Here is a 25,506-nt window from a genome sequence, read left to right as displayed (position 1 = left end):
TGTGCAGCTTTTCCACCCCGAACGGGGAAGAAACCTGCACAGATTGCACACTCGATGTGTGAGCGGCCGGGCGGAATCCGCCCAGCGCGAAGGATCTAGGCGTTCGACGCCTTGATCAGGTCCGCGCAACGCTCACCGATCATCATGGTGGTGATGTTCGGGTTCACCGTGGTGAGCTCGGGCATCACCGAGGCATCGGCCACCCGCAGCCCCTGCACGCCCTTGACCCGCAGCTGGGAGTCCACCGGTGACATCGCGTCATCGTCGGCGCCCATCCGCACGGATCCGGCCGGGTGGTAGACCGTGTTGTGCGTGCGGGTCACGTAGTCCGCCAGCTCCTCATCGGTCTGCGTGTCCTGACCGGGGAACAGCTCGCGACCGGCCCACTCCGACATCGCCGGCTGCGCCGCGATCTCACGGGCCAGCTTGATGCCCTCTACGGCCACGCGCATGTCATGGCCCTCCGGGTCGGTGAAGTAGCGCGGATCGACCTTGGGCTTGTCTCGGTAGTCCTTTGAGCGCAGCCGCACCGTCCCGCGGGACTTCGCGTGGGTCACGTTCGGGGTCAGGCAGAAGGTGTTGTCCGCGCTCGGGTAGCCCTGACGCAGCGTGTGCATGTCGAAGGGCACCGAACCGTAGTGCATCATGAGGTCCGGCCGGTCCAGGCCCTCACGGGTGGAGGCGAAGATCCCGATCTCCCACCACTGGTAGGAGTCCTCGGTCATGGGCTGCTTGGCCTCCCAGGCGATGACCGCCTCGGGGTGGTCCTGCAGGTGCTCGCCCACACCGGGGGAGTCCACGCGGGCTTCGATCCCGAACTCCGCCAGGTGCTCAGCGGGTCCGATCCCGGAGAGCATCAGCAGCTTCGGGGAATCGATGGCGCCCGCGGAGAGCACGATCTCCTTGTTCGCGCTGATCCGCCGGGCCCGGCCGAACGCGTTGTCCACAGTGTCCACGCCCACCGCGCGATCGCCGTCGAAGATGATCTCGCGCACCCAGTGGTCCGTGAGGATGCTCAGGTTGGGACGATCCAGGATCGGGTGCAGGTAGGACACCGAGGAGGAGGAACGGGTGCCGTCTTCCTTCCGGTTGATCTGGAAGAAGTTCGCACCCTTGAGCACGGTCTCTCCGGTGTTGAACTGCACCCGGGGGATGCCGTTCTCTTCACAGGCGTCCAGCAGCGCCACCCCGCAGGGGTCCTCCGGGGGGATGGTCATCAGGTTCACCGGGCCGCTGCGGCCATGGTGGTCCCCGGGGGCGTCGTTGGTCTCCAGGCGCTTGAACAGCGGGTAGGTGGACTCGGCGTTCCAGCCGGTGGCGCCCATCGCCTCCCATTCGTCCATGTCCTCGCGCAGCGCCCAGAAGGCGATGCAGGAGTTGTGCGAGGAGCAGCCGCCGAGCACCTTGGCGCGGGCGTGACGCATGAAGGAGTTCCCGTTCTCCTGGGGCTCGATGAGGTAGTCCCAGTCGTAGCCGGATTCCAGCAGCTCCATCCAGCGGTTGAGCTGGAGCACCTCGGGCTTGTCCGCGTCGGTAGGTCCTGCCTCCAGCAGGGCCACCGTGACGTTGGGGTCTTCGGACAGGCGAGCGGCGACGGCGGCGCCGCCTGAGCCGCCGCCGATCACGATGTAGTCGTAGGTGGTCTTCTCCACGGAATCTCCTTATTTCTCCGGCATGCTGAACCAGCCGGTGACGGCGGGCTCGGTGTTCTCGTAGATGTGCTTGGCCTCGCGGTACTCATCCAGACCCATGTGGCCCAGCTCCCGGCCCACGCCGGACTGCTTGAAGCCGCCCCATTCCGCCTGCGGCAGGTAGGGGTGGTAGTCGTTGATCCAGATGGTGCCGTGGCGCAGCCGGGAGGACACCCGGTGTGCGGTGCCGCTGTCCGAGGTCCAGACCGCTCCGGCCAGGCCGTAGATGGTGTCGTTGGCGGTCTCGATGGCCTCGGCCTCGGTGGTGAAGGTCTCCACCGTGATCACCGGGCCGAACCCCTCTTCCTTCACCACGTACATGCCGCGCTTGACGTCGTCGAGCACGGTGGGGGCGTAGAAGTAGCCGTTGCGGTGCTCCTCGCCGCCGAAGTGGTGCCCGGTGCGCAGCGTGGCGCCCTCTTCGATGCCGCGCTGGGTGTAGTCATAGACCTTCTGACGGTGCTCCGCGGAGATCAGCGGCCCGGTCTCGGCGGCCTCCTCGAAGGGCCCGCCCATCCGGATGTTCTCGGCACGGCGGACCAGCTCGGTGACGAACTTCTCCTTGATGGACTCCTCGATGATCAGCCGGGTGCCTGCGGAGCAGACCAGCCCGGAGTCCACGAAGCCGGCGTTGAGCGCATTGTCCACGGCGGCGTCGAAGTCGGCGTCGGCGAAGACCACATTGGGGTTCTTCCCGCCGAGCTCCAGGGCGACCTTCTTCACCGTCTCCGCGGCCGTGGCGGCGATCTTGCGACCGGTGACCACGCCTCCGGTGAAGGAGACCATGTCCACATCTGGGTGGGAGGACAGCGGGGCGCCGGCAGTGGCGCCGGGCCCGGTGATCAGGTTCGCCACACCGGCGGGCAGCCCCAGGGAGTCATAGACGTCCATGATCAGCATTCCGGTGTGCGGGGTCAGCTCCGCGGGCTTGAGGATGAAACTGTTGCCCGCGGCCAGGGCCGGTGCCATCTTCCAGGCGGCCTGCAGCAGCGGGTAGTTCCACGGGGTGATCATCCCGCAGACCCCGACCGGTTCGTAGACGACCCGGGAGATCACGGTGGGATCCCCGGCGTCGACCAGACGGCCGGCCTCGACGTCGGCGAGCTTCCCGAAGTGCCGGTAGCAGCCGATGATGTCGTCCATGTCGATCTGCGCCTCGACGAAGCGCTTGCCGGTGTCCAGCGCCTCAGCCCGGGCGAACTCGTCCTTACGTGCCTCGATGGCGTCGGCCACTGCGAGCACGAACGCGCCGCGCTCCGCGGCGGGGGTGTCCGCCCAGACGTGAGAGTCGAAGGCCTTGCGTGCGGCGGCGATCGCAGCGAGGGTGTCGGCCTCGCCGGCTTCGGAGACCACACCCACTTCGGAGCCGTCCGCGGGGCAGTGGATGGTGCGCGTCTCACCGGACTGGGCGGGGACCCATTTGCCGTCGATGAAAAGCGTGGAGACCTGTTCTGCTGTGCTCATTGATGCTCCTCAGCTTCCGTTGGTGCGGTCGTGGTCCCAGTCATCTGGGATGTTGCTTCCGGCGTGCAGCGAGCCGGACTGGCCACCTTCCTCACTCATGGTGAGGAAGGTCAGGTGACGCTCGTAGGAGTCCAGGACATCGGCGATGACCTGCTCCCGGGTGTAGCCCATGAGGTCGTGTCCCTCGGAACCGGTGGCCGAGAACGTCTCCACACGGTAGTAGGTCTCCTCGGTGGGACGCATGCTGCGTGCGAAGCTCGGCACGGAGTAGGCGACCGGGTAGACCTGGTACTTGAACTCGGTCTGCTCGCCGAAGTAGACGTGCAGGTCGATGTGCGGGATGTCGGTGTCCGGCACCAGGCCGCGCTCGCAGCTGACCTCGGCGCCCTGTTCCTTGAGCTCCGTGGCGACGTCCTCCACCGCAGGGGCTGCCACCGTCTCGATGAACTCGGTGGCCTGCTTCGCGGAGGGGAAGTGCATGCCCCTGGCCAGACGACGGCGCCAGCTCATGCCGCCGCGGTCCCCGGAGCCCTGGCTGCGTTCGGAGACCATCCAGGGCAGGGTGGCCTCCCGGGAGTCCCGGTTGTAGCGCTCCATGCGCAGCGCTCGCCAGACCCCGATCATCAGCAGGTACATCACCACCGAGAACGGCAGACCGATGATCACCGTGGCCATCTGCAGGGTGTAGACCCCGTCGAGCATCAGCACCGCCAGGGTGAGCGCGCCGGTGGCCAGCGCCCAAAAGACGCGCAGCCAGGGGGCCCCGTCGTCGGAGGCGCTGAGGGACTTGGAGGTGAAGTTGGACATCACCAGGGCACCGGAGTCCGCGGAGGTGATGTAGAAGAGCAGCCCGGTGAGCACCGAGAGCCCGATGGTGAAGGTGGCGCCGGGGTACTGCTCCAGCAGCAGGTAGTAGCTGGCCTCCGGGCTCTCCACCGCGTTGGTGATGAAGTCGGTGTTCCCGCTGAGGAACTCCCAGATGGCGCCGTTGCCGAAGATCGAGATCCACAGCAGGATGAACCCGAACGGGATGATCAGGGTGCCGACGACGAACTGGCGCAGCGTGCGGCCGCGGGAGATCCGGGCCAGGAAGAGACCCACGAAGGGGGCCCAGGCGATCCACCATGCCCAGAAGAACAGCGTCCACCATTCCAGCCACTGGCCCTCGGGCGGGTTGTAGGCGAAGGTGTCGAAGAGCATGGACGGGAAGAACGCGGCAAAGTCGCCGATGTTCTTCACCAGCGCGTTGAGCAGGTAGGTGGTCTCTCCGGCGATCAGCACGTAGAGCAGCAGGACCACGGCGAAGACCACGTTGAGCTCCGCCAGGCGACGGATACCCTTGTCCACTCCGGAGACCGAGGAGAAGATCACGACGATCACGGCGAGCACGATCAGCCCGATCTGGGCGCCGGTGCCCTGTTCGATCCCGAAGAGCCATTCCAGGCCGTAGTTCAGGAAGACCACGCCGATGCCCAGGCTGGTGGCGATCCCGAAGATGGTGCCGATCACGGCGGCGATCTCGATGCCGTCGCCGGTGGCGCCCTGGGCGCGCTTGCCGATGATCGGGTAGAGCGCGCTGCGGATGCTCAGCGGCAGGTGGTAGCGGTAGGCGAAGAGGCCGAAGGCCATGCCCATCAGGGCGTACATCGCCCAGCCGGGGATGCCGTAGTGGAAGAGGGTCCAGAGCACGGCCATCTCGGTGGCGCCGGAGGAGCCCGCCTCATTGCCCGGTGCGGTGGTGAGGTTGGTGGCGGGTCCGGAGATGGCGAAGAACATCAGGTCCACGCCGATGCCGGCGGCGAAGAGCATCGCCGTCCAGGTGAAGAGGTTGTACTTCGGGGTGGAGTGATCCGGTCCCATCTTGGTCCGGCCCACCCGGGAGAAGGCCACGATCAGGACGAAGACCACCACGGTGCCGGCGGTCAGGATGTAGTACCAGCCGAGGTTCGCGCCGATCCAGAGGAAGACGGATTCCAGGGTGGTGTAGGCGGTGTCTGGCGCGAGCCAGGCCCACAGGGTGAAAGCGATGATGATCACCGCGGAGCCGATGAAGACCGGCAGATTCACTTTTGAGCGTGCAGGAGTACCTGACGAGCCGTCCCCCTGGACATCGCTCGGGACGTCGCTCGGGACGTCTTGAGTGGCCGATGCCATGAAATTATGTTCCTTCCGGTGCTGTGTCAGTTCGCTTGAGTATCAGTGTTCGGCGAGTGATGAAGCCTCAGGCATCCTAGGCACAGGTCCAGCGTGTCCAGGATGCGAACAGGCGCGGTATGTGAGTCGGATCTCCTGAAACTCGGAAGAACCGTTCCACATAGTGAACGGAGCCTCATTCTACGGCGAAACACGGAAGGGTCCTAAGGCCCTCGGAAGTCGCCGGAGAGTCCGTCGGGGCGGTAGGTTAGGTGACCGTGGCTTTGACTATCGGAATCGTAGGACTTCCCAATGTGGGCAAGTCGACCCTGTTCAACGCGCTGACTCGTCAGTCGATCTTGGCGGCGAACTATCCGTTCGCCACCATCGAGCCCAACGTGGGCATCGTGAATCTCCCGGATGAGCGGCTGGACGCGCTGGCGAAGATCTTCGGCTCGCAGCGGATCCTCCCGGCGACCGTGTCCTTCGTGGACATCGCCGGGATCGTGAAGGGCGCTTCCGAGGGGGAGGGGCTGGGCAACCAGTTCCTGGCGAACATCCGTGAGGCCCATGCGATCGCCCAGGTGGTCCGCGTGTTCGAGGACGACAACGTCATCCACGTAGACGGCAAGGTGGACCCGACCTCGGATATGGAGACCATCAACACCGAACTGGTGCTGGCGGATCTGCAGACCCTGGAGAATGCGGTGCCCAAGCTGGAGAAGCAGGTCAAGGGGCGCAAGGCCGAGCAGGCCACGCTGGACGCCTACCTGGTGGCGCAGGAGACGCTGGAGCGCGGGGACACCATCTTCAGCTCCATCGAGAAGGACAAGCTGGACATGGAGCAGCTGGCCCAGCTGAACCTGCTCACCGCCAAGCCCTTCATCTACGTGTTCAACGCCGATGAGGGCGTGCTGAACTCGCCCGAGAAGCAGGCCGAACTTGCCGAACTGGTCGCCCCGGCCGACGCCGTGTTCCTCGACGCCAAGCTCGAAGCCGACCTGGTGGAGCTCTCCGAGGAGGAGGCCCGCGAGATGCTCGAGCTTAACGGCCAGGAAGAGTCCGGGATGGACCAGCTGGCCCGCGTCGGCTTCTCCACCCTCGGGCTGCAGACCTACCTCACCGCGGGGCCGAAAGAGACCCGCGCCTGGACCGTGAACCAGGGGGCGACGGCGCCCGAGGCAGCCGGCGTGATCCACACCGACTTCCAGCGCGGCTTCATCAAGGCCGAAATCGTCTCCTTCGATGACCTGGTTGCGGCCGGGTCGATGGCCGACGCCAAGTCCGCCGGCAAGGTGCGGATCGAGGGCAAGGACTACATCATGAAGGACGGCGACGTGGTGGAGTTCCGCTTCAACGTTTAGTCGAGTTCTTATTCAACGTCTCGCTGGCTTGGCTCGTGAGCTCTAGTCATCGCAACTGCGATCCACTCCAGGGACCAGGCACTAGTGCTCGATTAGGATCTGGTCATGACAACCTCAATGGAGTTAATTGAGAAGGCCGACATTTGGCTCAGTGAGTGTCTGGCTTCACTTGATGGGGATGTCTTCCTATCTAGCCCGTACTTGTCCTACGACGTTTGTCGGGACCTATCGGAATCCGCGCGAAAATCGCCGCACTCCTTTGTCCTTCTCACCACGCTGGACGCGGGGGCGGTAGTCAATGGCTACCTGTCTGTTCAAGGTTTGCGATGAATGGCGGACGCCTGTGTGTAAATCCGCCATAGCGAGCGCCTACACGCGAAGTGCTTCCTTCTTGGGTCCCGTGGACTTGTTGGGTCTGCGAACCTCACAGGGGCTGGGGTTGGATCATCGGCCCAACGGAGGGCGGGGTAGTGTGCGCAACCGGATCAAAAAGTACAACCCGCGACTCGTAGAGCGAGTCTCTGAAGAGATCTTCTCCGCCATGGAGGCCCAGACGGTGGTGGTCGCCGGCACCGGGACGGCGACGACGATCACGCCGATACTGGCCCAACAGCTCCAAGACCTCACCCGGCAGCGCGCCGGAGTCCTGTCCCAAGTCGAGGTTCTCGTGGAGGCCCACCCTCTTCACGAGGTCCTGACTTCGATGCCCGGAATCGGAGTCAGGACCGCAGCCAGGATCCTCACCGAAGTGGTGGGCGAAGATTTTCAAGACCGCAGGCCACCTGGCCTCCTACGCGGGGATCGCACCGACCACGAGGCGTTCTGGGACTTCCATCCGTGGAGAGTTCGCCAACCGCCGCGGGAACAAGCGGCTGACATAGGGAGTGTCGACAACACCGGTCTGGTTGGTGGTAGAGGCGTCGATTGCGTTTATCAAGGTCGTCGCACCTCGTGGATCATTACTGAAATGCCATCTGTTTCCGCTTTGTACTCCAGGCCGCTGAGATCAAGCAAGAAGACATCTGCATGTGACGCAGTGGCTATGACTCCGACTCGGAAGGTGGCGGTACCTGAGGCCCAGACCTCGATCGGTTTGGAGTTGCTCGTGATCCGCAGTTCGACCGGTATCGTGCCAGCAACCGGAGGCACGTCCGTGGATGTGTGTAGCTCAACGGAGGTCGTGTGTTGCTCCAGCAACTGTCGCAGCGGACTCATCGCCGGCGAGCGGCAGAACTCGAGCAGATCTTCGATCTCCCGTCGAGCAGCAGCGAACTCCGTTATCCACCCGTCGATGTGGAGGCCGCGAAGCCAGTCGCGGACCTGCGGCCAGTCCAGTCCGTGTGCGGTGGCACCGCGACTGATCGCGTGCGCCACCCTCCGTGACCGGATGCCGCTCGTGAGCAGGTTATGGGCGATCGTCGTGTCGATTCCATACCGGACGAAGTATGCAAGGTCTTCGGGGAGCGCCTCGATACTGCCTTCACGTACCAGCAGTTCGTTCGCCTGAGTGATGACCACTCCAATCGTCCAGCTCAGAAAGTGCTCGAACGCACCGCTGACCGCGTCAACCGTCTGCTCTAGCCTCCACGACACGTCCGGCACCCCCGGCAGCATACGTTGAGCGAGGTCCGGCATGTTGAAACCGGTCAACCATGCGCCCAATGCATCTGCGATTGAGACATCAATGGTTGTCCTAGCGCCCACGGAAGGCTTGAACTTCCATACACCGGCGCCCTCGGGCAGTTCCAGGAGGGCTCGAAGAGCACCGGAGCGGTCGAGAACGCTCATGGACTCCTCAAGGGTTAGAGGTCGCGAAACGGAACCGCCATTCTCGTGCTGCATCTCACTGAGCAGCGTTGTTGTCTGCTCGGCGACGGTGATGGCAATCTTCTCGATGCGTCGCGCGCTGGCTAGTGTCGTCCCGGTCAGGGTCCAACGCAATCGGCTCTCGGTTGGAGTTGCCTCGTATTGCTCGCGGACGTGCTCGGCTAAAGCCATCCATCGTGCCGCGATGTCCGGCTGCAGCTGCACGAACGCCAACAACCCGTCGATCGCGCCAGCAAGGTCAGCCTCGGCCGCGAGGTCAGCGAGGCGTTCCTGGGCGGACAGGACGAACCATACATATGCAGCGAAGTCGGCGGCCTCGCCCTTTGCGATAGTGAAGAGCGCATCGGCGGTGGTCGCGACGAGTGTCTCGAGCTCGGCCAGACGCGCGAGCGCCGCCTCGGAGTTGAGCGTCGAAGTGATCTCCAAATCGCTATCGGCCGGATGTAGTTCATCGAAATCTCCGGGGCGCGGCTGGTGGTTCAGACCTAGGACGATCCAGCCCTCGGTTTCTTTACCGGCGCGTCCGGCACGGCCGGCGGCATTGAGCAGTCGCGGGCCGTCGAGCTGCTGACCCGGATCCTGTCCTTCGTAGCGAGTCTCGCAGATCAGGACGGTGCGGACCGGCAAGTTGACTCCGTCAGTCAACGTAGAAGTGGCGAACATCGCTCGCAGCGTCTCAGCGCGCATGGCCTGCTCAAGCTCGTCCAAGACGTCGATGGGGAGTCCTGCATGGTGATAGGCCACACCGTGACGAACGCAGTCGATGAGGGGGTGCTCAGCTCCGAGTCGTCCGATAAGGAACTCGCATAGGTCATCGGTGGTCTCGGTGACCTCGAGCCGTTTAACGAGCTCTTGTGCAGCGTTACGGGCATACGCGCGTTGCGACAAAATCATCAACAGAGTACCCGCATCGAGGAACCTGAGCGCTGTCCGCGCGCACATCTTGTAGAACGCGTCGTAACTGTCGTCGCTACGCCTACGCCTGCGCTGGCTCGCATTAGGCGGGCGCACCTTGCGCTCTAGGTGACCGATCGGGGTATCGATGGAAGTCGCCAGCTTCCGCATAGCTCCCTCGGCTGGACGCACTCGGAGATCGGCGGTGATTGGGTAGCGCTCTATATGGGTGAAGGTCGTCGACTTCGACGGGAGGCGATCAAGCTCGCTCCATTCGACGTTCGAGTAGAGAAGCGCGTGGAGGCGACGAGGTCCGCGCCAACCTGATTCGAACAGTGTCGCTGCCTCTTTCGGGTTGAGCCATGAGGCGATCTGGTGCGCGTTACCCATAACGCCAGATAGCAACACGACACGTGCGTCCGTCGTCATGATGGCGCCGAGGACGGTCTCAAGGAGCAGTCCGCGGCCCGGCTGGGCGAGCAGGTGGGCCTCGTCGACAACGAACATCGAATACCGCTCGAGTACAGACGTTGGATCGTGACGCAACAGGTGGCTTAGCCGTTCTGGTGTCATCACCTCTACCGAGCTTTCGGCAGGCTCGCCAATCAGGTCGAATAGGTGCTCGATGGTGACGTTGCCGAAATCGGCGAAGTCGGCGGCCAAGCCCTTTTGAAGGATGCGTATTCGCCCCGTCAGCGACTGACGCATCTCTCGTCCGAGGCTTCGCAGGGGCGTGACATAGCAGACGTTGCCCGGCTGGGTGACGAGATGATGACAGATCAGCAGCTGAGCGATCAGGGTCTTGCCAGCGCTGGTGGGAACCGACAACAGCATTCGTCGCGTGGCGGGGTCGAGCGGGTTCAGGTCCGAACGGGTCAGAAGGTCACGCTGCGGCGGCCACAGGGTCAGCACCGGAGGCGTTCCAACGGTGAAAGCCTGGGCGACGATAGGTGGCGTGTCGTCGGGTAGAACGCTCCAAACGCTCGAGCTCTTCATCCCCTCGGCGATGTGAAGGAGGTGCACGGCGACCCACCGTCCGTCGTGATCGCCCTGGCCGGACTCGAGGTTCACCACGGAGCGCAAGGCTACTTGGGCGGTTATAAGTCGGTCGCGGTCACCATAGCGAAGGAAGTCCATGAGGTCCCCCACCGCTTGTGCAATTGACTCCGCCGGACCGAACATTGTCGAGGCGAGGGAGTCCTGGTTGATCAGTGCCCGCATCGAGGAGATGTCGGCTCGCCACCGGCTCAGGAGGACTTGGATGCGACGTACATCGAGTCCGAGGAACGCGACACCGGCACGGAGGGCCATCGTCGCGAGGCTTCGGGGAAGTCTGCCGAGTGCTTGGCTGTGATCTGTGTGGGCTATGTTCGATGCCCGGTCGCTAGAATCCCCGCTGTCAGATTCTTCGGCCTCAGGCACAGGATCATCCAGGTGACTGTCGACGCGGCGCCAGATGGCTGTCGCGTTTGGATCCAAGTCTCCGCGGCGGTACCCGACCTGTGCGCCGAAGGCAAGGGTCAGTTGATAGTGGATTGTTCGGCCCGGGCCATTTAAAGCTAAGTCGAAGATGTGCGCGGACACGGCGAATGCACGCTGCCGTCGCGCCGGGGTGTAGAGGTCCTCTGCTTGTTCCGCCGACGCGACGCCGTGCAGGTACCAAGCCGTGCGCAGAAGGTCGTCGTCGATGTCGGTCGGCTCGACGAAAGTGCGGACCTCTACCTCGGCGATGAGTGCCGTGAGCTCTGCCACAGTGGGCAGGACTCCGTCGGAATGCTCGCCGAGAGCTTCCGCGAGCATCTCAGGATTCAGAGCACGATCCACAGGTACCCCCGCACGTCCTTCGCAATCTCCACAAGGTCCTCGACGGCAAGAAGAAGGCCCTCTAATTGCCCGGGCTTGACGAACCCGGGGAACTGCTGGCCCATCGTGGTGAAGCACGTCGAAGGTGGGGGTATAGTCGCAGACGTCACCCCCACACCGGCCCCGGCACGTTCGTGGCTCTCGAGCCAGAACTCGACGAGATTGCTGCACAGCTCGCCAATAGGACCTTCGGTTGTGGAGTAGATCGAGACCTGCTGCGCAAGGTAACGCATGGCGTTTGTGCGTAACTGATGGTAGGCGGTGCCGACAGTCGAAGAGACCGGCCCGAAGGCGGTGTGCTTCTTCAGCTCCCATAGGCGGTAGTAGTACTCATCGGTGACCGTCTCGTGGAAGACGATGAACCCGTCGGCACCCGGCTCGGTGACGTTGAATTTTGGGGGCTCCAGCACGACGGGAGTGCGCACGGGGTCGACCGTCTCGGAGGCATGGAGGTACCACATCCACTCCGCCACGTGCCCGACCAGATGATCCTCGCTCTTGCCCTCGGGCGGCAGGCCGAAGACGCTTTCGACGAACGCCACTACGAGCTCGCGTGGGGTCCCGGTCAGCTTTACATTAGCGAGCGCAGCGGTTCGCCATGTTTGGTAGACCATCGATTTGCCACCGCGGTTCTGCATCAGCGCCTCAGCAATGATCCACGCAACTGCCGCTCGCTCGACTGGGGTAAGTCCTACCGCGGTACTCAGGTACCACGTGCACTTCTGGGACGTAGGTTGAGTCTTTTGGTCGGTAGTAAGGAAACTGGTCAGCGTTCGGTTGTGCGCTGTGGCGGTGGCCTCCGCAGCGGCGGCGGTCACCGCAGGGACGTGAGTGCTCGTCGAGGCCGAAGTGTGTTCCGACACAGGAGCAACCAAGGTACACACTCTCCTCGCAAGTTCACCGTTTCAGCGCGGCGGGCCCAGCCACAAGTACCCAAGCTGTCGCGACGGGGCGGCCGACTGCGCCCATCCTGTCACATCCATTGGAAGCTCATGCGCGGCGCCCCCCCACCGCCGTCAGCACTGCAAGTCCTGCAGAATCTGGTGAACAAAGAAATCTCGCACACAACGAGGTTGGACGAGAACTCCTCAGGTTGTTTGGCTACGAAACTTGGTGGAGTTCCGGCTTAATGTGTGACGTTGAACGGTTGACGTCTTGATAGACATCGTGCCCATTCGCATACGCTGCAAGTTGGGCGACTTCTCTCATGAGAAGAAGCATCACCGTAGCTGGAGCGAACGCATAGGAGGTGCACTCGTGGGAGATGTTCCACCGATTGAGCTGCTGAATAAGGTGCGGCCGGTCGCCCTAGCTGCGATCAAGCAAGGGTCGGCTACTCACAGTCAGCATGCTAGAGACCTGAAATCCCTGATGAGTTCCGCGCAGTCGAAAGCTGACGATTGGTTCGCACCCGTGCAGTGCTCATACCCCGGCTGCTCGAAGAACAGCATAAAGAACTCTCACTCCATTCAGGCAGCCGCGCTGCGTAAATCCCTCGGAAACCAGCTCTATAGCCCGATCTGGAGCCGTGGCGAATATGCGCTGAACGTTGGGCTTATTTCAGCGAAAAACGCCAGCCTGTTCCCTGGATACTGTGTGACCCACGAGGATGCCTTTGAATTCGAGAACGCCATTCTTTTGTCTACGCCGAGAGACGATGCTCTCCAAATCATGCGCGTACTTCATCGTGAAGCTTGGCTTGTGGAATCACGACGAGTAATCGCCGATCTTGTTTGCACGTTGATTCACAAAATTTTCTCGCTGAGTACTGAGCTCAACTTTCTAACACAAGAACAAGGGAAGGACCTAAGGGCCGTTCTGGACGCGTGTGAAGCGTATGTTCGCCTCCAAGAACGGATGCAAATCCGCTTGATGCCGACGCTGCGACGTGTAGAAGCGTTCGTGCTGTCAAAAAGTGAGGTTAGCCCCGACTGGCTATTTGTGAAAGATCTCGACGACCAGGGGTTCTCATTCATTTCGACGATCACTCTCGAGACCAAACTTGCGCCGCTCATATCGATAACTTTGCTTCCAAATGATGGTAATTCGCGGGTGATCGCGACCATTGAGGTCGATTTTGATGGCTTTCTGCCCAGCTATGTCAGCCAGTACCTGTCGCGTGAGACCATTGCTTCCACACTGAGGAAATTCCTCGAGGATGGAACTCTGGACTGGTATGCGAGCGAATGTTGGTGGGATTCGTTGGCGCCGCAGGAGCGCGCGCGCATTGAATCAAGCCTGTGAGGCCTGGACAGAATTCTGGGGTGGACTGCCTGCAGCGAGAAATCCTCCTGTTGCTCGAAGTTCTTTCGACCTGGCAACAGGTGTCACACTGATGCGTCGCTCGAGAGGTTGCTTTCCGAAACCACAAGAGTGAGCGGTGGTCGCGGGGTCGCTCGACATCCGATTGAGTGCCCCGGTTCGGGGAAGCGGGGCGACTCGGCGAGTATCGCACTGCCGGGTGTCTCACCACCCACGGTGTGGCCAGTCGCGTCCAACGACTGGATGGACTCCGTCATTGCGGTCGGTCAGTCGATTGGGATCGGAGCGACCGGTCTCGGTGGTGACGATGCCGCGCCGCCGGCATCGCTGCCACGCAAGAAGGAGTGACCATCACATCGGCTGACGTGACCGCGACGAATCTTGGGCGTGCGGTTTTTTCTGTGACGGAACGTGGTGGAGTTTAGATCCAATGTTTAGTGCGAGCCCCTGACCACAGACTTCGTCTCTTTCCGACCGTTCTCGTCGTGGTCAGGTTTGGCCACTCAATCGGCGTCCTTAGAGAGTTCACTCCCGCCATCGAGCTGTGACTTGCCCTCAGTGGGACGGCGAAAGGTTCCAGTAGGGGCCGGTGACGGGTCTACGGGTCCACGCAAAATTCCTGTTTCTTGAGCTGATTCGCTTGTCTGCCTGCGGACACGGCTTGCTTTCCTCCCTGCTGAGCGGGCCCCCAACTTCTCTGTAGACGTTAAGCACGACCAGTGCCCCACTTTCGGCGTCAGGTGAGGGCCGTGACTTCATAGGTATGGCCTGCCTTGCGCAACCGCTCAACCAGAACGTCACCGAGGGCGGTCGCCGGGGTCAGCGATCCTGTGGCGGGTGGCAGTCGGTCGCCGTCGAGGGCAAGTGAGAGCGCGGTCTCCCCGGCCATCACGGCGGTGGCGGCGTATCCCGGATCGCCGGGCCCCGCTGCGGTGGCGCGATAGCGCTGGCCGCTCTCGGTGTACGCTGTCACCTGGGAATGGAACCAGCCAGAGCGCCGCGCGGCCTCACTCGGGCCCGCACCGGGCGAGGGGAGGACACGGTCCAGCAATTTCCTCGTGGGTGGTAGAGCCAGTGCGGCTCCGAACAGCCGCAGGCCAAGCGCCGTCGCCCCGGCGGTGACGGCGCCGACAGGCCCTCGCCCGGTACCCATCACCTCGCCGTACCGCAGGGACCTGCCGTAGGCCCAACCCTGCAGGGCATTGCTGCGACGAACGATCCGCGTATTCGCCGACGCCATGATGAACGGCGCGAACCACGGGCCGTCATCCGAGCGACCGACCCAGCCCAGATCCGGAGGCTGCCGCGTTGCGGGTTCCGCCGTCCGGTCTGGACTGAGGGAGTAGGGATCGCCCGCAAGTGATCGCAGCTCAGGGTCCGTCCGGATACCGTCGAGCTGTCCACGCATGGACTCGATGGTGCCGCCGCTGACACCGCCCTTCGCCCTGGCCACGAGCTGCACCTCGGTCAGCCCGCCCGCGCCATCAGCCTGCGCGGCCTGGTGCAGGAGGAGCGCCGCGAGGTCCGACGGGACGGAATCGTAGCCGCACGCATGGACGATCCTTGCCCCTGAAGTCCTCGCAAGGGCATCCCAACGGTCGATCGCTTCACGGACGAAGGACACCTCTCCCGTCAGGTCCCCGTAGTGGGTGCCGGCGCGGGCACACGCCTCGACAACCGGCAGCCCATACTTCGCGTAGGGACCCACCGTGGTGAAGAGAACTCTGGTGCCCGAGGCCATTGCCGCGAGCGAGTCAGGACGTTCGGTATCGGCCTCAATGAGGGCCCAGTCGTGAGCGGCGGCGGGCAGTCTGGACCGTACGGCTTCGAGCTTTGCCCTCGACCTCCCAGCGAGTCCCACTCGCAGGTCCGGTGGAGCGTGGTGTGCAAGGTACCCAGCGATCAGTTCCCCGACGAAGCCGGTCGCACCAAAGAGGACGATGTCGTGATTGCGCGTTGGAGCCTCCATGCTGGCAGTCTTCCACAGCAGAGGCTATCCGGTGACGCAACGTGGTGGAGTTCCGGTTCAACGTACAGCTCCACAGGTTTTCATACGGGTCGGGCGCACCGACTTGTACCGCGCGGCCAGCCGCCGGTGATCTAGGGTCTATCCATGACTGATCTTCAGGGTGCGGTTGTTCTGGTCGTCGGCGCCACCGGCGGGCTTGGCTCGCGGATCGCCGAGCAGCTGGAGGACGAGGGGGCCATCGTGGCCCGGTCCTCGAAATCGGCGGGGCATGATCTGCGGGAACCTGCTGCGATCCCGGAGGTGTTGGAGGGTGTGCAGGCGGAGCATGGGCGCCTCGACGGGCTGGTGGTTGCCTCCGGGGTTGTCGCCTTCGGTGCGGCTCCCGAGCTCGAGGCCGCCACTGTGGAGGAACTGTTCGCGGTGAACACCACCAGCGCGATCCATCTCATCACCCAGAGCCAGCCCTACCTCGCGTCCTCGGCAGGTGACGGGCGGGAGCCCTTCGTGGTGACACTGAGCGGCGTCGTCGCGGAGACACCCGTCGCGGGACTGGCCGCCTATTCGGCGTCGAAAGCCGGGCTCGCGGCCTTCGTCGTCGCAGCCGCGCGCGAATATCGCCGCGCAGGCATCCGACTGGTCGATGCCCGCCCGGGACACACCGGCACCTCGCTGTCCGAGCACCCGATCGCCGGTTCGGCACCGCGATTCGGCGAGCCGCTGGATCCCGACCGGGTGGCCGCGCGGATCATCACGGCGATCACCGACGGCGAGAAGGACCTGCCCAGCACCGCCTTCTAGGCGCAGCAAGACGGCGGTGAATAGCCGGCCTGTGACCTCGGCGCGAGGGTGAACGGGTTGGGCGCGGCTATTATGAGAAGCATGGAAAAACTCTTTGACTCCATTCGTGGCATCGGTTACCGGCGTGGACCTGGACGCGTAGTTGCAGGCATCGGGGGAAGCCTCGCCGCGAAGTTCGGACTCAACGTGTGGTTGGTCCGCCTGCTGATCTTCCTGTCCTTCTTGCTTCCAGTGTTGGGAGTCGGGGTGTATCTGTTGGTATGGGTTCTCACACCCTGGCAGGACGGCCGCATCCCGTTGGAGCGGGCCTTAGAAGGCCGACGCTAGAGGTCAGCCTGCCGACGTGACGACGCTGAGGGGTTGTCCGGATTCGTCGAAGCGAGCCTGTCTCAAAAGGCCTAGGCTCCTAAGACGGCCGGACATGTGTCTGCCGTCCTGGGTCAACTGAGGGATGCGGTCAGGACACGAGAGCGGTTGCCTCCGCTCGAGCCCAGCGTTCGGAGTCTGCAAGTGATTCGAGCGTGAGTTCGCCTGGGGCATCGTGGACCTCCACGACGCGCTGCACGATCTCGACGATGCTCAGGAAACTGATCGCGCGATCGTGGAAGGCGTGGACCGCGACCTCATTCGCCGCGTTGTAGACGGCCGGGTACGTCGCCCCCGCTTTGCCGACCTGCTTGGCGAGCTCTACCGCGGGGAACAGCTCATTATCGAGTGGTTCGAACGTCCAAGAGCTCGACGTCGTCCAGTCCAGCATCGGGGTGACCGGTTGCATTCTGCGGTTCGGGTCAAGACCCAGCGCGATCGCAAGCCTCATATCTGGCACCGAAGCCTGCGCTATCGTCGAACCGTCGATGAACTCGACCATCGAGTGCACAATCGACTGCGGGTGGACGACGACGTCGATAGCGTCATAGTCGATATCGAAGAGCAGATGCGCCTCGATTACCTCGAGCCCCTTATTGACGAGTGTGGCGGAGTTCGTGGTGATGACCCGCCCCATGTTCCAAGTCGGATGTGCCAGCGCGTCGGCGGGCGTGACCTCGCCCAGCGAATCGCGGGGGCGTCCGCGAAACGGACCTCCGGAGGCGGTGACGATGAGTCGGCGTACCTCATTGTGGGTACCCGCGCGCAGAGTCTGCAGGATCGCGCAATGCTCTGAATCGACCGGCAGGAGCTGCCCTGGTCGCACTTTTTCACGCACCAGCGCACCGCCGACGACGAGCGATTCTTTATTGGCCAGTGCTAATCGGGCCGGAGTGTCGAGCGCGGCTAGGGTCGCGGAGAGCCCTACCGAACCGGTGATCGCGTTGAGGATGACGTCCGCGGCAACGTCGTGGATCAGGTCGATTGCACCCTCGATGCCGAGAGCGGTCCGGGCCGCGGGAAACCGTGCCGACTGCTGCGCGAGCAATGCGCGGTTTGACCCTGCCGTGATGCCGACGAGTTCGAAACGATCGGGATGTTGAGCGAGCAGATCGAGCGCCTGGGTGCCGACCGATCCAGTGGAACCGAGAACAAGGACTCGCTGGGGCCTGGTCACTTCGCTCACGCCATACGCCATAGGATGCGTCATGCTGCGCCCCCTTCACGCCGGAGGCGATCGAGGGTGGTTGCCAGACGGGAAACCGGGATCCTCACGTCACGCGTCCTCGATTCCTGCTCCTGACCGACCACGCCGTGGGACTCCAAGAGGTCCATCATCTGCCCGGCTTCGGCGTAAGTCAGGTCAAGCTTTCGCTGCAACATGGGGGTCGAGCCGAATTGGGTCATCACCACGAGCTCGGTGGCCTCGATCAGTGAGTCAAGATCGTCATCGTTCATCCCCAGACTCTCGCAGATTCTTCTGGGGCATGACAGAGAATGTCGCACTGCAGTGCAGGAATTTTCCTCGGGTGTTTCAAAGTTGCAAGAGATACATCACGCACCACGAAAGGATCCGTTGCTTCATGGCACGTTTCACAGGAAAGACCGTACTGATCACCGGCGCTGGATCGGGGCTTGGTCGCGCTACGGCGGCCCGCGTGGCCTCTGAGGGCGCCAACCTGAGCCTCGTAGATCTCTCGGCGGAGGGGCTCGAGGACACCAAGCGGGTAATTCTCGAGGCCAACGCCGACGCCCGAGTCCTCACCATCACAGCTGATGTGACAGATGACGAACAGGTCGAAAGCTTCATCACCAAGACCGTTGAAGAATTCACCACCATTGATTGCTTCTTCAACAACGCTGGCATCGAGGGCAAGCAGAACCTGACCGAGAACTTCGGCTCCCAGGAGTTCGACAAAGTACTCGCGGTGAACCTGCGAGGAGTCTTCCTCAGCCTGGCTGGAGTGCTCAAGGTCATGCGATCCCAAGGCAATGGACACGTGGTCAACACCGCGTCAGTGGGTGGCATACGAGGTGTGGGCAACCAGTCCGGGTATGCAGCAGCCAAGCACGGAGTTGTCGGGCTCACCCGGAACTCAGGCACCGAGTACGGCCAGTACGGCGTCACGGTCAACGCTGTGGCACCGGGGGCCATCTGGACAGCCATGGTCGAAGGATCTATGAAGCAGATCAACGCAGAGAACCCGCGGGAGGCTGCCGAGGAGTTCATTCAGACCAACCCCACCAAGCGCTACGGGGAGGCCGACGAGGTCGCGGCCGTCGTGGCGTTCCTGCTGTCGGACGAGGCCAGCTACATCAACAGCGCCGTGATCCCTATCGACGGAGGACAGTCAGCCGCGTACTGATCAGATAACGGCAGAAAGGGCGGGATCCCACTATGTGTCCATGGTGGGGTCCCGCCCTTTCGTCTGCAAGAGGCCTGGCGAGTGTTCGCTCGATCGAGCCCGAGAGTCGGCACTCGTCGGGGCCGAGAAAAAAGTTTGAGATTCTGCGTGAGGATTCTGGCTGCGGTGCGTCTTAGCTTGTGTCCGACCGAAAAGGTCGGCTCGAATCTACATCCACGAGCGGTCTGCCGCTCGAAAGATCTACGAGGAGACACCATGACTGAGAACACTTCCGCCGCTGCCAAGCCGGGCCAGACTGCCCACCAGGGGTCAGCCCAGAACGGCAACGCCCAGAGCGCGGAGCTGACTCGCAAGCAGGCTGCAGCCAAGAGCCCGCTGATCACCGAGCAGGGGATCACCACAGTTGAAGAGAACGTGGTCCAGAAGCTTGCTGGTATTGCTACCCGTGAGGTCCCCGGTGTCTACGGCATGGGCAACGCTGCCCGGCGCGCCTTCGACGCGATCTCGGAGCGGATCCCAGGTTCGAGCACCCAGGTCTCCGGCGGTGTCTCTGTAGAGAAGGGTGAGCGCCAGACCGCTATCGACCTCAACGTGATCGTCGAATACGGGGTTTCGATTGTCGAGGTCGCCGAAAAGATCCGGCGCAACGTGATCCGCTCCGTGGAGCACGGCACCGGCCTTGAGGTGGTCGAGGTCAACATCAGCGTCGCTGATGTGCACCTGCCCGAGGAGGAAGACGACCAGCGTCGCGACTCCGGTGTGGAACTCGCCTGATTCCTGCGATCTTCTAGGTCATGAAGCTCACCACCCCCGCCCCGGCGGGCTCGCGACTGGTTGGTAGTCCACGTCCGGCCCGTGGGGCGGGGGAGCGGTTCCTTCTTCTATTCAGTGAAAGAGACACACCATGAAAACATCACACGTAGGACTTTTCGTCGGGCTCATCCTTGGCATCGTCGCGATATGGGCTGGCTTCTTGGCCTTCCTCGGGGTCGCGTTCCTCGGTGGGCTGGGACTAGTGGTGGGAATGGTCATAGACGGTCGGATCGACCTCAATGACCTCACCGCTGCAGATCGGCGCCGGCGATGAGTATCGCTGCACCTACCCCTGCCGCTGCCCACGCCTCGGCGCGCTCGGCGCCGACCCCAGAGCGGGCGATGACCCCGGCGGAGACTCGTGGTCGGCTCACGGTGAAAGACGCCGCTGTGGAGCACACGGCAGCGTATATCGCCGGCCAGCTCAGCGGTGTCTCTGCCACTGACCGATTCACCATCGCGGGGATCGGTATCGGCCCGGGAAATCGCCCCCGACCCAAGACTGAGGTGGAGATCACCGGGGGAATCGCGAACATCACCGTGCATCTGGCACTGCCGTATCCAGCCCCGTTGGAGAAGCTCACTGATGATGCCCGGCGTCATATCAGCGATGAAGTGACCCGGCTGACCGGGGTCAGCGTGGGATGGGTCGATGTGCGCATCGATCAGCTGCTGGTGGGAACCGGGGAAAGGACACTGCAATGAGTCACCCTAAGATCCGCCGTCGTCCTGACCGGCGCGTCCCTGCCCTCGCCGTCGCGACCGTCCTGTTGATCCTAGGTGCCTTGGGGCTCTGGTGGTCCATCATCGCCGTGACCCACCAAGAGGCGCTGACTGGCCTGGACGCGCTGGTCGAGCTCACCTGGGGTGCTCCCATCCTGGTCGCACTGGCGGTGCTCTTCGCCCTGATCGGACTGGTCCTGATCGTGCTGGCTCTGAAGCCGGGACGTGCAGCGGTGGTCGAGATGACGGTTCCCGACGCGGGAACCCACCAGAAGACGGTGCTGACCACCCGCGGGCTGGGCCGGATCGCCTCAGCTGAAGCTGAGCGCGTCGATGGCACAGTTTCCACCCGGGCCAATGCCAGACCGAACCGAGTCAAGCTTTCGGTGAGCACTGTGGCACCCGGGACCAAAGAGGTGCAGCGCGAGCTCTCCGGAAGAATTCAGGACCGGTTCAGCTCCATGGGTCTGCGCCGGAGTCCACGGGTCTCGGTGAACACCACGAAGAAGGAGAAGCGATGATCGCAGTATCGAAAGCTCCGAACAGGTTCATCCTCCTCATTCTGGGGCTGCTGCTCCTGCTCGTCGGTGCCGGGGTCCTGGTGACGGCGATGGGTCTGCTCAGTCAGCTTCTCGGCGGGTGGGAACATTCACCCCAGCCTGGAGATGCCCTGGGCTCCGCCGATGCGTTGCCGGCCTGGTTACCGGGAGCAGTCCTGGCCGTCAGCGCGGGGCTGGTGGTGCTCAGCCTCTGGTGGATCATCACCGCAGTCCCGCGCACGGACAAGGCGGGAGAGTTCCAGCTGCACACCGATGGCCGTGAGGGAGTGACTCGGTTGAACACCACGGTGCTTCAGCGTGCGATCTCCGATTCGGCCGAAATGGTCCCAGGAGTTGTGGGGAGCACCGTTCGGCTTGAAGGAACCGCGAAATCGCCGGGGCTGTTGATGAAGGTTGAGATCGATGAGCGCAGCGATATTGCTGACTCGGTGTCCCAGCTGTACCGCCGGACATTCCGCGAGGTCGAGCAGTCCCTCCAGGCGGAGCTGAGTTCTGTGAGGCTCATCGTAGACCCGGTCCGGCGCACACGCCGCTCCGAATCTCATGAGGTAGAACTGTCCTGACCATCGAAAACAGACCACAACCGTGGATTTGAGAATCACCTATCGAAAGGACGTTTCACCATGAGTGCAGCAGACAATTTCAGCAATGCCGCTGAGAAGGCCGCAGGGGCAGCGAAGGAAGCCCTGGGCAAGGCCACCGGGAATGAGGAGACCCAGGCCGAAGGCGTGGCTCAGAAGAACAAGGCCGAAGCCAAGCAGGCCGGAGAGAAGACCAAGGACGCCGCAAAGGACATGTTCAACTAAGCGGTCCCAGCTCTCGCAAGAGATCCCGGTGACCTGCGCAGCGTGGCGGGTCGCCGGGATTCTCGCAAGAAGGCCAGAGAGGGCATACAGGTCTCGAAGGACCGAATTGCACCGCCCGGCCAACCCCCAGCGGCCGTATCGGAATCGACGCAGCCGCGAACGCGCGGGAGTTGATCTCACAGAGGAATCCACGACCAGGAGGACAACACCACCGCAGTGGGACCACCATCTGAGACCACAGATCACGACAGGACTCGTCTAGGAACCGCTGGAGCCGCCGACCCAGCGCAGAACGAAGAGGGCAATCTCGTCTTACGAGCCCGTGACGGAGACCTCCTGGCCTTCGCCATTCTGTTGGAAGCTCACGAGCCGCTCATCTTTGAGTTGTGCCTGTGGATCCTGCACCACGAGGCGGAGACGAAGCTCGTGGTGGACGAGATTCTACTGACCGCGTGGCGCCGACTCGACTCACTGAGGGACGCTGAAGACTTTTCCTCCTGGTTGTTCTGGATCGCAGCGCACCACAGCCACTTTGTGCTCCGAGGCCGGCCTCCCAGAAGTCCACAACCGGATTCGTCCGCCACCGTGGTGGGGCCCCGACGCGCACCGGAAGCAGCTTTTTCGACGCACCGCCGCTGATGGAGATGTATGCGGAGATCCGGGCGCAGGCATCGGCGTAGCTTGCGGTCTCTCTGGAAGTCCATCTGACGTGGATGCTGCACGATGTCGACGGCCAGACTCTTGTCGAGATCGCGCAGATCCTCAGAGTTTCTCCGTACCTAGTGCGCGAAAGAATCCGACGAGCCCAGTACGCCATCGCCAGGGCAGGGAAGGACAGGCATGACATCCAGGTCAGCAGCCCCCAACCCCAAGCACGAGCCAAAGGATCAACCCCGTTGGACTGATCATCGTGCGGAGCGGATCCCTGAAATCCCACAGACTCGGGGAGCGCTCGAGAGCGCCCGTGGAATCGGAAACTATGACCGACTTCGTGCAGTGGTCACCGACTACCGGGCTAGGAGCATCAATGATGATGCCGAGCTGACGAGTATTAAGTCGCGGATCATGGAGGTAGTGCGGCGCGAGTTCGCCCGAGGCCCCAGCGTGGAGCTGACGACTCCGGCGGGCCATACCTACGCCATGCTCCTGGCCGCCCTGCGTGCGGAAGTCCGCGCCGTGGTCGATGCGGAGCTCGGAGTGCAGGCTCGCAGGGTCCACGTCCTCGAACTTGACCAGGACACCATGACCATCGATCTGCGCCTGAGCGTGACGATGTCGTCTCACAGTTCCATCTCTGACCTGCAGGTTCGGCTGCGTGCGGGCATCACGGTTCGACTCCGCGAAGCCGCAGGACTCCGGACCCGAACCCTCGATCTGATTGCGGAGGATATCTACGATGAATGACCCTGCACCTGCGCGGACGGAGACGTTGTCTTCCTCCCTCGCCACGGTAGTTCCTGACATTCCGGGAGTATCCCGGCTGGTTCCAAGCTTTCGAGACGTTCTTGCGTCAGCGACAAAGCAGTTCTTCGGCGCAGACGGCTCCGATGCGGCCGTAGTCGATGTGGTCGCCCGTGACGGTGAGGTTTTGGTGTACATCGATCTGTACATCGACGGATCCCGCCCAGCAGGGGACGTCGTGAATGCCGTCCACGGCTGCGTCTTCGCGCTGGTGACAGCGGAGCAGCGTGCTGCTACTCAGGTGGAGGTCCGGATACTGGGGGTTGGGACCAGCAATCCTTAGCGGTGCCACACGTGCAGTCGGTGCCCTCGCGGCCGCGACCTCGTTGGCACGAGTCTGGGTAGCTCTCGTTCGCCCGTTGGCTGTAAGAAAGTCAAGAGAGGTGGGGCAACGTGGCCGCGCATAGGCAAAGAGAAGACGGTCTGTGATTAAGTGTCGACTCCGGGACCAGATGATCGTGTCTTATAAATCTGTAGTCTTACAAGACACTCTGTACGGACTTTCTACTCCACCTCCAACTCCGCGGGAATCTGGGACTTGCGATGTCTCACAAACACGTCTCGACGTAATCCGTCTCAGAACACGACTGTGGGCACTTTTGTGGGGCATTCTTGTCTCATGAGGCTTTTGGGGTACACGCGGGTCAGCACGGCGAGTCAGGATTCCCAGCTGCAAGTCGATGCATTGCTGGGGGAGGGGGTGCAGCGTAGGGATGTTTTCTTCGACGTCACCTCGGGATCGAAGACCGCGGTCTCTCGTCCAGGGATGAAAAAACTGCTTGAGTATGCGGAATCCGGGGACACCGTGGTGGTGTGGCGCGTTGACCGGTTAGGCCGGTCGCTCATTGACGTGTTGAACACGGTGAACCTTCTCCGGGACAGGGGAGTAGCGGTGAAGTCCATCAGTGACGGGATTGATCCCGCGACCTCGACGGGCCGGCTGATGCTGAACATGCTCGCCACACTCGCGGAGTACGAACGAGAGCTCATCACCGAACGAGTCAACGCCGGCATCGCGGCTGCAAAGCAAAGTGGCACACGTTTTGGTCGGCCACCATCCGATCCTGCGGTGATCGCGGAGAAACTGCGGGTCGTCCAGGAAGCTCGGGCTCGAGGTCGGACGGCCACTGAGGCGGCTAGGCTGGTGGGGTGGAGTCGGGCGACTTTCTATCGACACAGGGGCCCCGAAGAGTGAGATGTATAGGCATTCTTGCGGAGAACGTGGAATACGGTAGCCGCCTCCCGCGTAGGCAGTCCTAAATTCCAGTGCTGGTTTGCTGTGTTCGGACGCCGGCCACGGGAAGAGTATATAAAATTGACGTTTGTACTACAGGTTATTTGAACCACAGTTTGTTCCCATTAGTTCACGACTAGATGCACCGCGCCGGTCCAAGGCCACCGCACAGCGAGCGGTCAGGCGGACTGCCCTGCTTGCGGAGGGAGTTTCAGGTCATACTCTCCCCGGGCCTACTATCCGACTTCCAATCCGCACAGTGGTAGGGGCGCAAACAGCCGAGGAGCATCAAGCAGCAAAGCACGGCCGAACTGGTCTTCTAGTAATTCCTCGGTGACCTACACAGCTGCCGAAGTGCGGACACTTACTCCGATTCGTCGTGAGGTCGAGGCGCGAGCGCGTGCTTACCCTGACCTTCGTGATGTGTTTCTCTGTCACGCTTGGGATGACCGGCGTGGTGTTGCAAAAGACCTGCACGACCTGCTCGAACTCAATGAAGTGTCGGTTTGGTTCAGCGAGAAGGACGTCATGCTTGGTGCGCCGCTACTGCGCGCCATTGACAAGGGATTAGCGAAATCTCGTGCCGGGATCGTGTTGGTCACCCCTGGGTTATTGAGGCGCCTTGAGTCCGAAGGCATCGCCGATAAAGAACTTTCAGAGCTCCTAGCTCGAGACCAGCTCGTTCCGGTCGTACACGGTACGTCGTATGAAGCTCTTAGGGCGGTTAGCCCCCTGTTGGGCTCGCGCAGTGGTTTGAGCACCTCAGAGGATTCAATGGCAGACATCGCCGTCAAGATCGCCGAACTGGTCGACGTCCAGCGGTAGCGGGGTTGAAACATTTCGGGTCTGCCCCTGGAACGATCCGAATGCGCGGTCAGGCATAACTCGGTCCAGGGCCAGCAACATATCGAC

The 25,506-nt window shown here is 62.6% G+C and carries 24 protein-coding genes; 16 read left to right on the top strand and 8 right to left on the bottom strand.

Translation table 11 applies throughout. The features are described 5' to 3' along the window. Positions 1 to 95: 95 nt before the first annotated feature. From HNR11_RS00275 to betT, 3 genes are read right to left on the bottom strand one after another with little or no spacing between them, the layout of a single operon-like run. Positions 96 to 1,652: a GMC oxidoreductase gene (locus tag HNR11_RS00275; protein WP_179440608.1), complete on the bottom strand. Its 1,557-nt coding sequence runs from the start codon at positions 1,650 to 1,652 to the stop codon at positions 96 to 98. 9 nt (positions 1,653 to 1,661) lie between these two features. Further along, positions 1,662 to 3,155, bottom strand: coding sequence for an aldehyde dehydrogenase family protein (locus tag HNR11_RS00270; protein ID WP_179440607.1), 1,494 nt, complete (start codon positions 3,153 to 3,155; stop codon positions 1,662 to 1,664). A gap of 9 nt (positions 3,156 to 3,164) precedes the next feature. Beyond that, positions 3,165 to 5,309 (bottom strand): choline BCCT transporter BetT, encoded by a 2,145-nt coding sequence (gene betT / locus HNR11_RS00265; RefSeq protein WP_179440606.1) that lies wholly within the window; start codon positions 5,307 to 5,309, stop codon positions 3,165 to 3,167. Positions 5,310 to 5,566: 257 nt separating this feature from the next. Here betT and ychF point away from each other — a divergent pair, with 257 nt between their 5' ends. Together ychF and HNR11_RS14330 are read left to right on the top strand one after the other, a co-directional pair. Then, positions 5,567 to 6,652, top strand: coding sequence for a redox-regulated ATPase YchF (ychF, locus tag HNR11_RS00260; protein ID WP_179440605.1), 1,086 nt, complete (start codon positions 5,567 to 5,569; stop codon positions 6,650 to 6,652). 761 nt (positions 6,653 to 7,413) lie between these two features. After that, positions 7,414 to 7,533 (top strand): transposase, encoded by a 120-nt coding sequence (locus HNR11_RS14330; RefSeq protein WP_425488268.1) that lies wholly within the window; start codon positions 7,414 to 7,416, stop codon positions 7,531 to 7,533. Positions 7,534 to 7,585: 52 nt separating this feature from the next. Here HNR11_RS14330 and HNR11_RS00250 read toward each other — a convergent pair whose 3' ends face one another. After that, complete coding sequence (locus HNR11_RS00250; protein WP_218849622.1) at positions 7,586 to 11,173, bottom strand: DEAD/DEAH box helicase; 3,588 nt, start codon at positions 11,171 to 11,173, stop codon at positions 7,586 to 7,588. Positions 11,174 to 11,181: 8 nt separating this feature from the next. Then, positions 11,182 to 11,874: a hypothetical protein gene (locus HNR11_RS00245; RefSeq protein WP_179440604.1), complete on the bottom strand. Its 693-nt coding sequence runs from the start codon at positions 11,872 to 11,874 to the stop codon at positions 11,182 to 11,184. A gap of 619 nt (positions 11,875 to 12,493) precedes the next feature. On the opposite strand from HNR11_RS00245, the gene HNR11_RS00240 reads away from it, so the two are divergent. After that, positions 12,494 to 13,480: a hypothetical protein gene (locus HNR11_RS00240; protein WP_179440603.1), complete on the top strand. Its 987-nt coding sequence runs from the start codon at positions 12,494 to 12,496 to the stop codon at positions 13,478 to 13,480. A gap of 754 nt (positions 13,481 to 14,234) precedes the next feature. Here HNR11_RS00240 and HNR11_RS00235 read toward each other — a convergent pair. Continuing rightward, positions 14,235 to 15,467 (bottom strand): saccharopine dehydrogenase family protein, encoded by a 1,233-nt coding sequence (locus HNR11_RS00235; RefSeq protein WP_179440602.1) that lies wholly within the window; start codon positions 15,465 to 15,467, stop codon positions 14,235 to 14,237. A gap of 144 nt (positions 15,468 to 15,611) precedes the next feature. Here HNR11_RS00235 and HNR11_RS00230 point away from each other — a divergent pair, with 144 nt between their 5' ends. Continuing rightward, positions 15,612 to 16,265, top strand: coding sequence for an SDR family NAD(P)-dependent oxidoreductase (locus HNR11_RS00230; protein ID WP_179440601.1), 654 nt, complete (start codon positions 15,612 to 15,614; stop codon positions 16,263 to 16,265). An 81-nt stretch (positions 16,266 to 16,346) separates the two neighbouring features. Next, positions 16,347 to 16,592 (top strand): PspC domain-containing protein, encoded by a 246-nt coding sequence (locus tag HNR11_RS00225; protein WP_179440600.1) that lies wholly within the window; start codon positions 16,347 to 16,349, stop codon positions 16,590 to 16,592. 130 nt (positions 16,593 to 16,722) lie between these two features. Here HNR11_RS00225 and dxr read toward each other — a convergent pair whose 3' ends face one another. Further along, positions 16,723 to 17,817 carry a 1-deoxy-D-xylulose-5-phosphate reductoisomerase gene (dxr, locus tag HNR11_RS00220; protein WP_425488252.1) on the bottom strand — a complete coding sequence of 365 codons (1,095 nt, stop codon included), beginning with the start codon at positions 17,815 to 17,817 and terminating at the stop codon, positions 16,723 to 16,725. 20 nt (positions 17,818 to 17,837) lie between these two features. Further along, positions 17,838 to 18,089, bottom strand: coding sequence for a DNA translocase FtsK (locus HNR11_RS00215; RefSeq protein ID WP_179440599.1), 252 nt, complete (start codon positions 18,087 to 18,089; stop codon positions 17,838 to 17,840). Positions 18,090 to 18,214: 125 nt separating this feature from the next. On the opposite strand from HNR11_RS00215, the gene HNR11_RS00210 reads away from it, so the two are divergent. From HNR11_RS00210 to HNR11_RS13920, 11 genes are all read left to right on the top strand, one after another. Beyond that, positions 18,215 to 18,997, top strand: coding sequence for an SDR family oxidoreductase (locus tag HNR11_RS00210; protein ID WP_179440598.1), 783 nt, complete (start codon positions 18,215 to 18,217; stop codon positions 18,995 to 18,997). 255 nt (positions 18,998 to 19,252) lie between these two features. Beyond that, complete coding sequence (locus HNR11_RS00205; protein WP_179440597.1) at positions 19,253 to 19,771, top strand: Asp23/Gls24 family envelope stress response protein; 519 nt, start codon at positions 19,253 to 19,255, stop codon at positions 19,769 to 19,771. Positions 19,772 to 19,901: 130 nt separating this feature from the next. After that, positions 19,902 to 20,084 carry a hypothetical protein gene (locus tag HNR11_RS00200; protein ID WP_179440596.1) on the top strand — a complete coding sequence of 61 codons (183 nt, stop codon included), beginning with the start codon at positions 19,902 to 19,904 and terminating at the stop codon, positions 20,082 to 20,084. After that, a complete protein-coding gene (locus HNR11_RS00195) occupies positions 20,081 to 20,515 on the top strand; it encodes an Asp23/Gls24 family envelope stress response protein (protein ID WP_179440595.1) in 435 nt (144 codons plus the stop codon). Before HNR11_RS00200 ends, HNR11_RS00195 begins: the two co-directional genes overlap by 4 nt. Then, positions 20,512 to 21,054, top strand: coding sequence for a DUF6286 domain-containing protein (locus HNR11_RS00190; protein ID WP_179440594.1), 543 nt, complete (start codon positions 20,512 to 20,514; stop codon positions 21,052 to 21,054). The genes HNR11_RS00195 and HNR11_RS00190 overlap by 4 nt, the downstream gene beginning before the upstream one ends. Continuing rightward, the gene (locus HNR11_RS00185) at positions 21,051 to 21,656 is read left to right on the top strand and encodes an Asp23/Gls24 family envelope stress response protein (protein WP_179440593.1); all 606 of its coding nucleotides are present in this window, start codon (positions 21,051 to 21,053) and stop codon (positions 21,654 to 21,656) included. Before HNR11_RS00190 ends, HNR11_RS00185 begins: the two co-directional genes overlap by 4 nt. A gap of 60 nt (positions 21,657 to 21,716) precedes the next feature. Next, a complete protein-coding gene (locus HNR11_RS00180) occupies positions 21,717 to 21,899 on the top strand; it encodes a CsbD family protein (RefSeq protein WP_179440592.1) in 183 nt (60 codons plus the stop codon). A gap of 216 nt (positions 21,900 to 22,115) precedes the next feature. Beyond that, on the top strand, positions 22,116 to 22,538 hold the full coding sequence (locus HNR11_RS14325) for an RNA polymerase sigma factor (RefSeq protein ID WP_425488251.1): 423 nt from the start codon (positions 22,116 to 22,118) through the stop codon (positions 22,536 to 22,538). Positions 22,539 to 22,895: 357 nt separating this feature from the next. After that, a complete protein-coding gene (locus HNR11_RS00170) occupies positions 22,896 to 23,303 on the top strand; it encodes a hypothetical protein (RefSeq protein ID WP_179440590.1) in 408 nt (135 codons plus the stop codon). Between the two features lie 676 nt (positions 23,304 to 23,979). After that, the gene (locus HNR11_RS00160) at positions 23,980 to 24,555 is read left to right on the top strand and encodes a recombinase family protein (protein WP_179440588.1); all 576 of its coding nucleotides are present in this window, start codon (positions 23,980 to 23,982) and stop codon (positions 24,553 to 24,555) included. Positions 24,556 to 24,927: 372 nt separating this feature from the next. Further along, positions 24,928 to 25,419, top strand: coding sequence for a toll/interleukin-1 receptor domain-containing protein (locus tag HNR11_RS13920; RefSeq protein WP_343050532.1), 492 nt, complete (start codon positions 24,928 to 24,930; stop codon positions 25,417 to 25,419). Positions 25,420 to 25,506 lie beyond the last annotated feature (87 nt).

The sequence above is a fragment of the Nesterenkonia sandarakina genome, from assembly GCF_013410215.1.
Taxonomy (GTDB): Bacteria; Actinomycetota; Actinomycetes; order Actinomycetales; family Micrococcaceae; genus Nesterenkonia; species Nesterenkonia sandarakina.
This window is presented reverse-complemented; position numbering and strand designations above follow the sequence as displayed.

Excerpts from the sequence above, each read along its gene's own strand:
- HNR11_RS00210 (WP_179440598.1), top strand. The coding sequence starts at position 18,215 with ATGGCACGTTTCACAGGAAAGACCGTACTGATCACCGGCGCTGGATCG.
- HNR11_RS00215 (WP_179440599.1), bottom strand. The coding sequence starts at position 18,089 with ATGAACGATGACGATCTTGACTCACTGATCGAGGCCACCGAGCTCGTG.
- HNR11_RS00160 (WP_179440588.1), top strand. The coding sequence starts at position 23,980 with ATGAGGCTTTTGGGGTACACGCGGGTCAGCACGGCGAGTCAGGATTCC.
- HNR11_RS00180 (WP_179440592.1), top strand. The coding sequence starts at position 21,717 with ATGAGTGCAGCAGACAATTTCAGCAATGCCGCTGAGAAGGCCGCAGGG.
- HNR11_RS00205 (WP_179440597.1), top strand. The coding sequence starts at position 19,253 with ATGACTGAGAACACTTCCGCCGCTGCCAAGCCGGGCCAGACTGCCCAC.
- HNR11_RS00190 (WP_179440594.1), top strand. The coding sequence starts at position 20,512 with ATGAGTCACCCTAAGATCCGCCGTCGTCCTGACCGGCGCGTCCCTGCC.
- HNR11_RS00250 (WP_218849622.1), bottom strand. The coding sequence starts at position 11,173 with ATGCTCGCGGAAGCTCTCGGCGAGCATTCCGACGGAGTCCTGCCCACT.
- HNR11_RS00245 (WP_179440604.1), bottom strand. The coding sequence starts at position 11,874 with ATGCAGAACCGCGGTGGCAAATCGATGGTCTACCAAACATGGCGAACC.
- HNR11_RS00225 (WP_179440600.1), top strand. The coding sequence starts at position 16,347 with ATGGAAAAACTCTTTGACTCCATTCGTGGCATCGGTTACCGGCGTGGA.
- HNR11_RS00195 (WP_179440595.1), top strand. The coding sequence starts at position 20,081 with ATGAGTATCGCTGCACCTACCCCTGCCGCTGCCCACGCCTCGGCGCGC.
- HNR11_RS00200 (WP_179440596.1), top strand. The coding sequence starts at position 19,902 with ATGAAAACATCACACGTAGGACTTTTCGTCGGGCTCATCCTTGGCATC.
- HNR11_RS00235 (WP_179440602.1), bottom strand. The coding sequence starts at position 15,467 with ATGGAGGCTCCAACGCGCAATCACGACATCGTCCTCTTTGGTGCGACC.
- HNR11_RS00230 (WP_179440601.1), top strand. The coding sequence starts at position 15,612 with ATGACTGATCTTCAGGGTGCGGTTGTTCTGGTCGTCGGCGCCACCGGC.
- HNR11_RS00270 (WP_179440607.1), bottom strand. The coding sequence starts at position 3,155 with ATGAGCACAGCAGAACAGGTCTCCACGCTTTTCATCGACGGCAAATGG.
- HNR11_RS00185 (WP_179440593.1), top strand. The coding sequence starts at position 21,051 with ATGATCGCAGTATCGAAAGCTCCGAACAGGTTCATCCTCCTCATTCTG.
- betT (WP_179440606.1), bottom strand. The coding sequence starts at position 5,309 with ATGGCATCGGCCACTCAAGACGTCCCGAGCGACGTCCCGAGCGATGTC.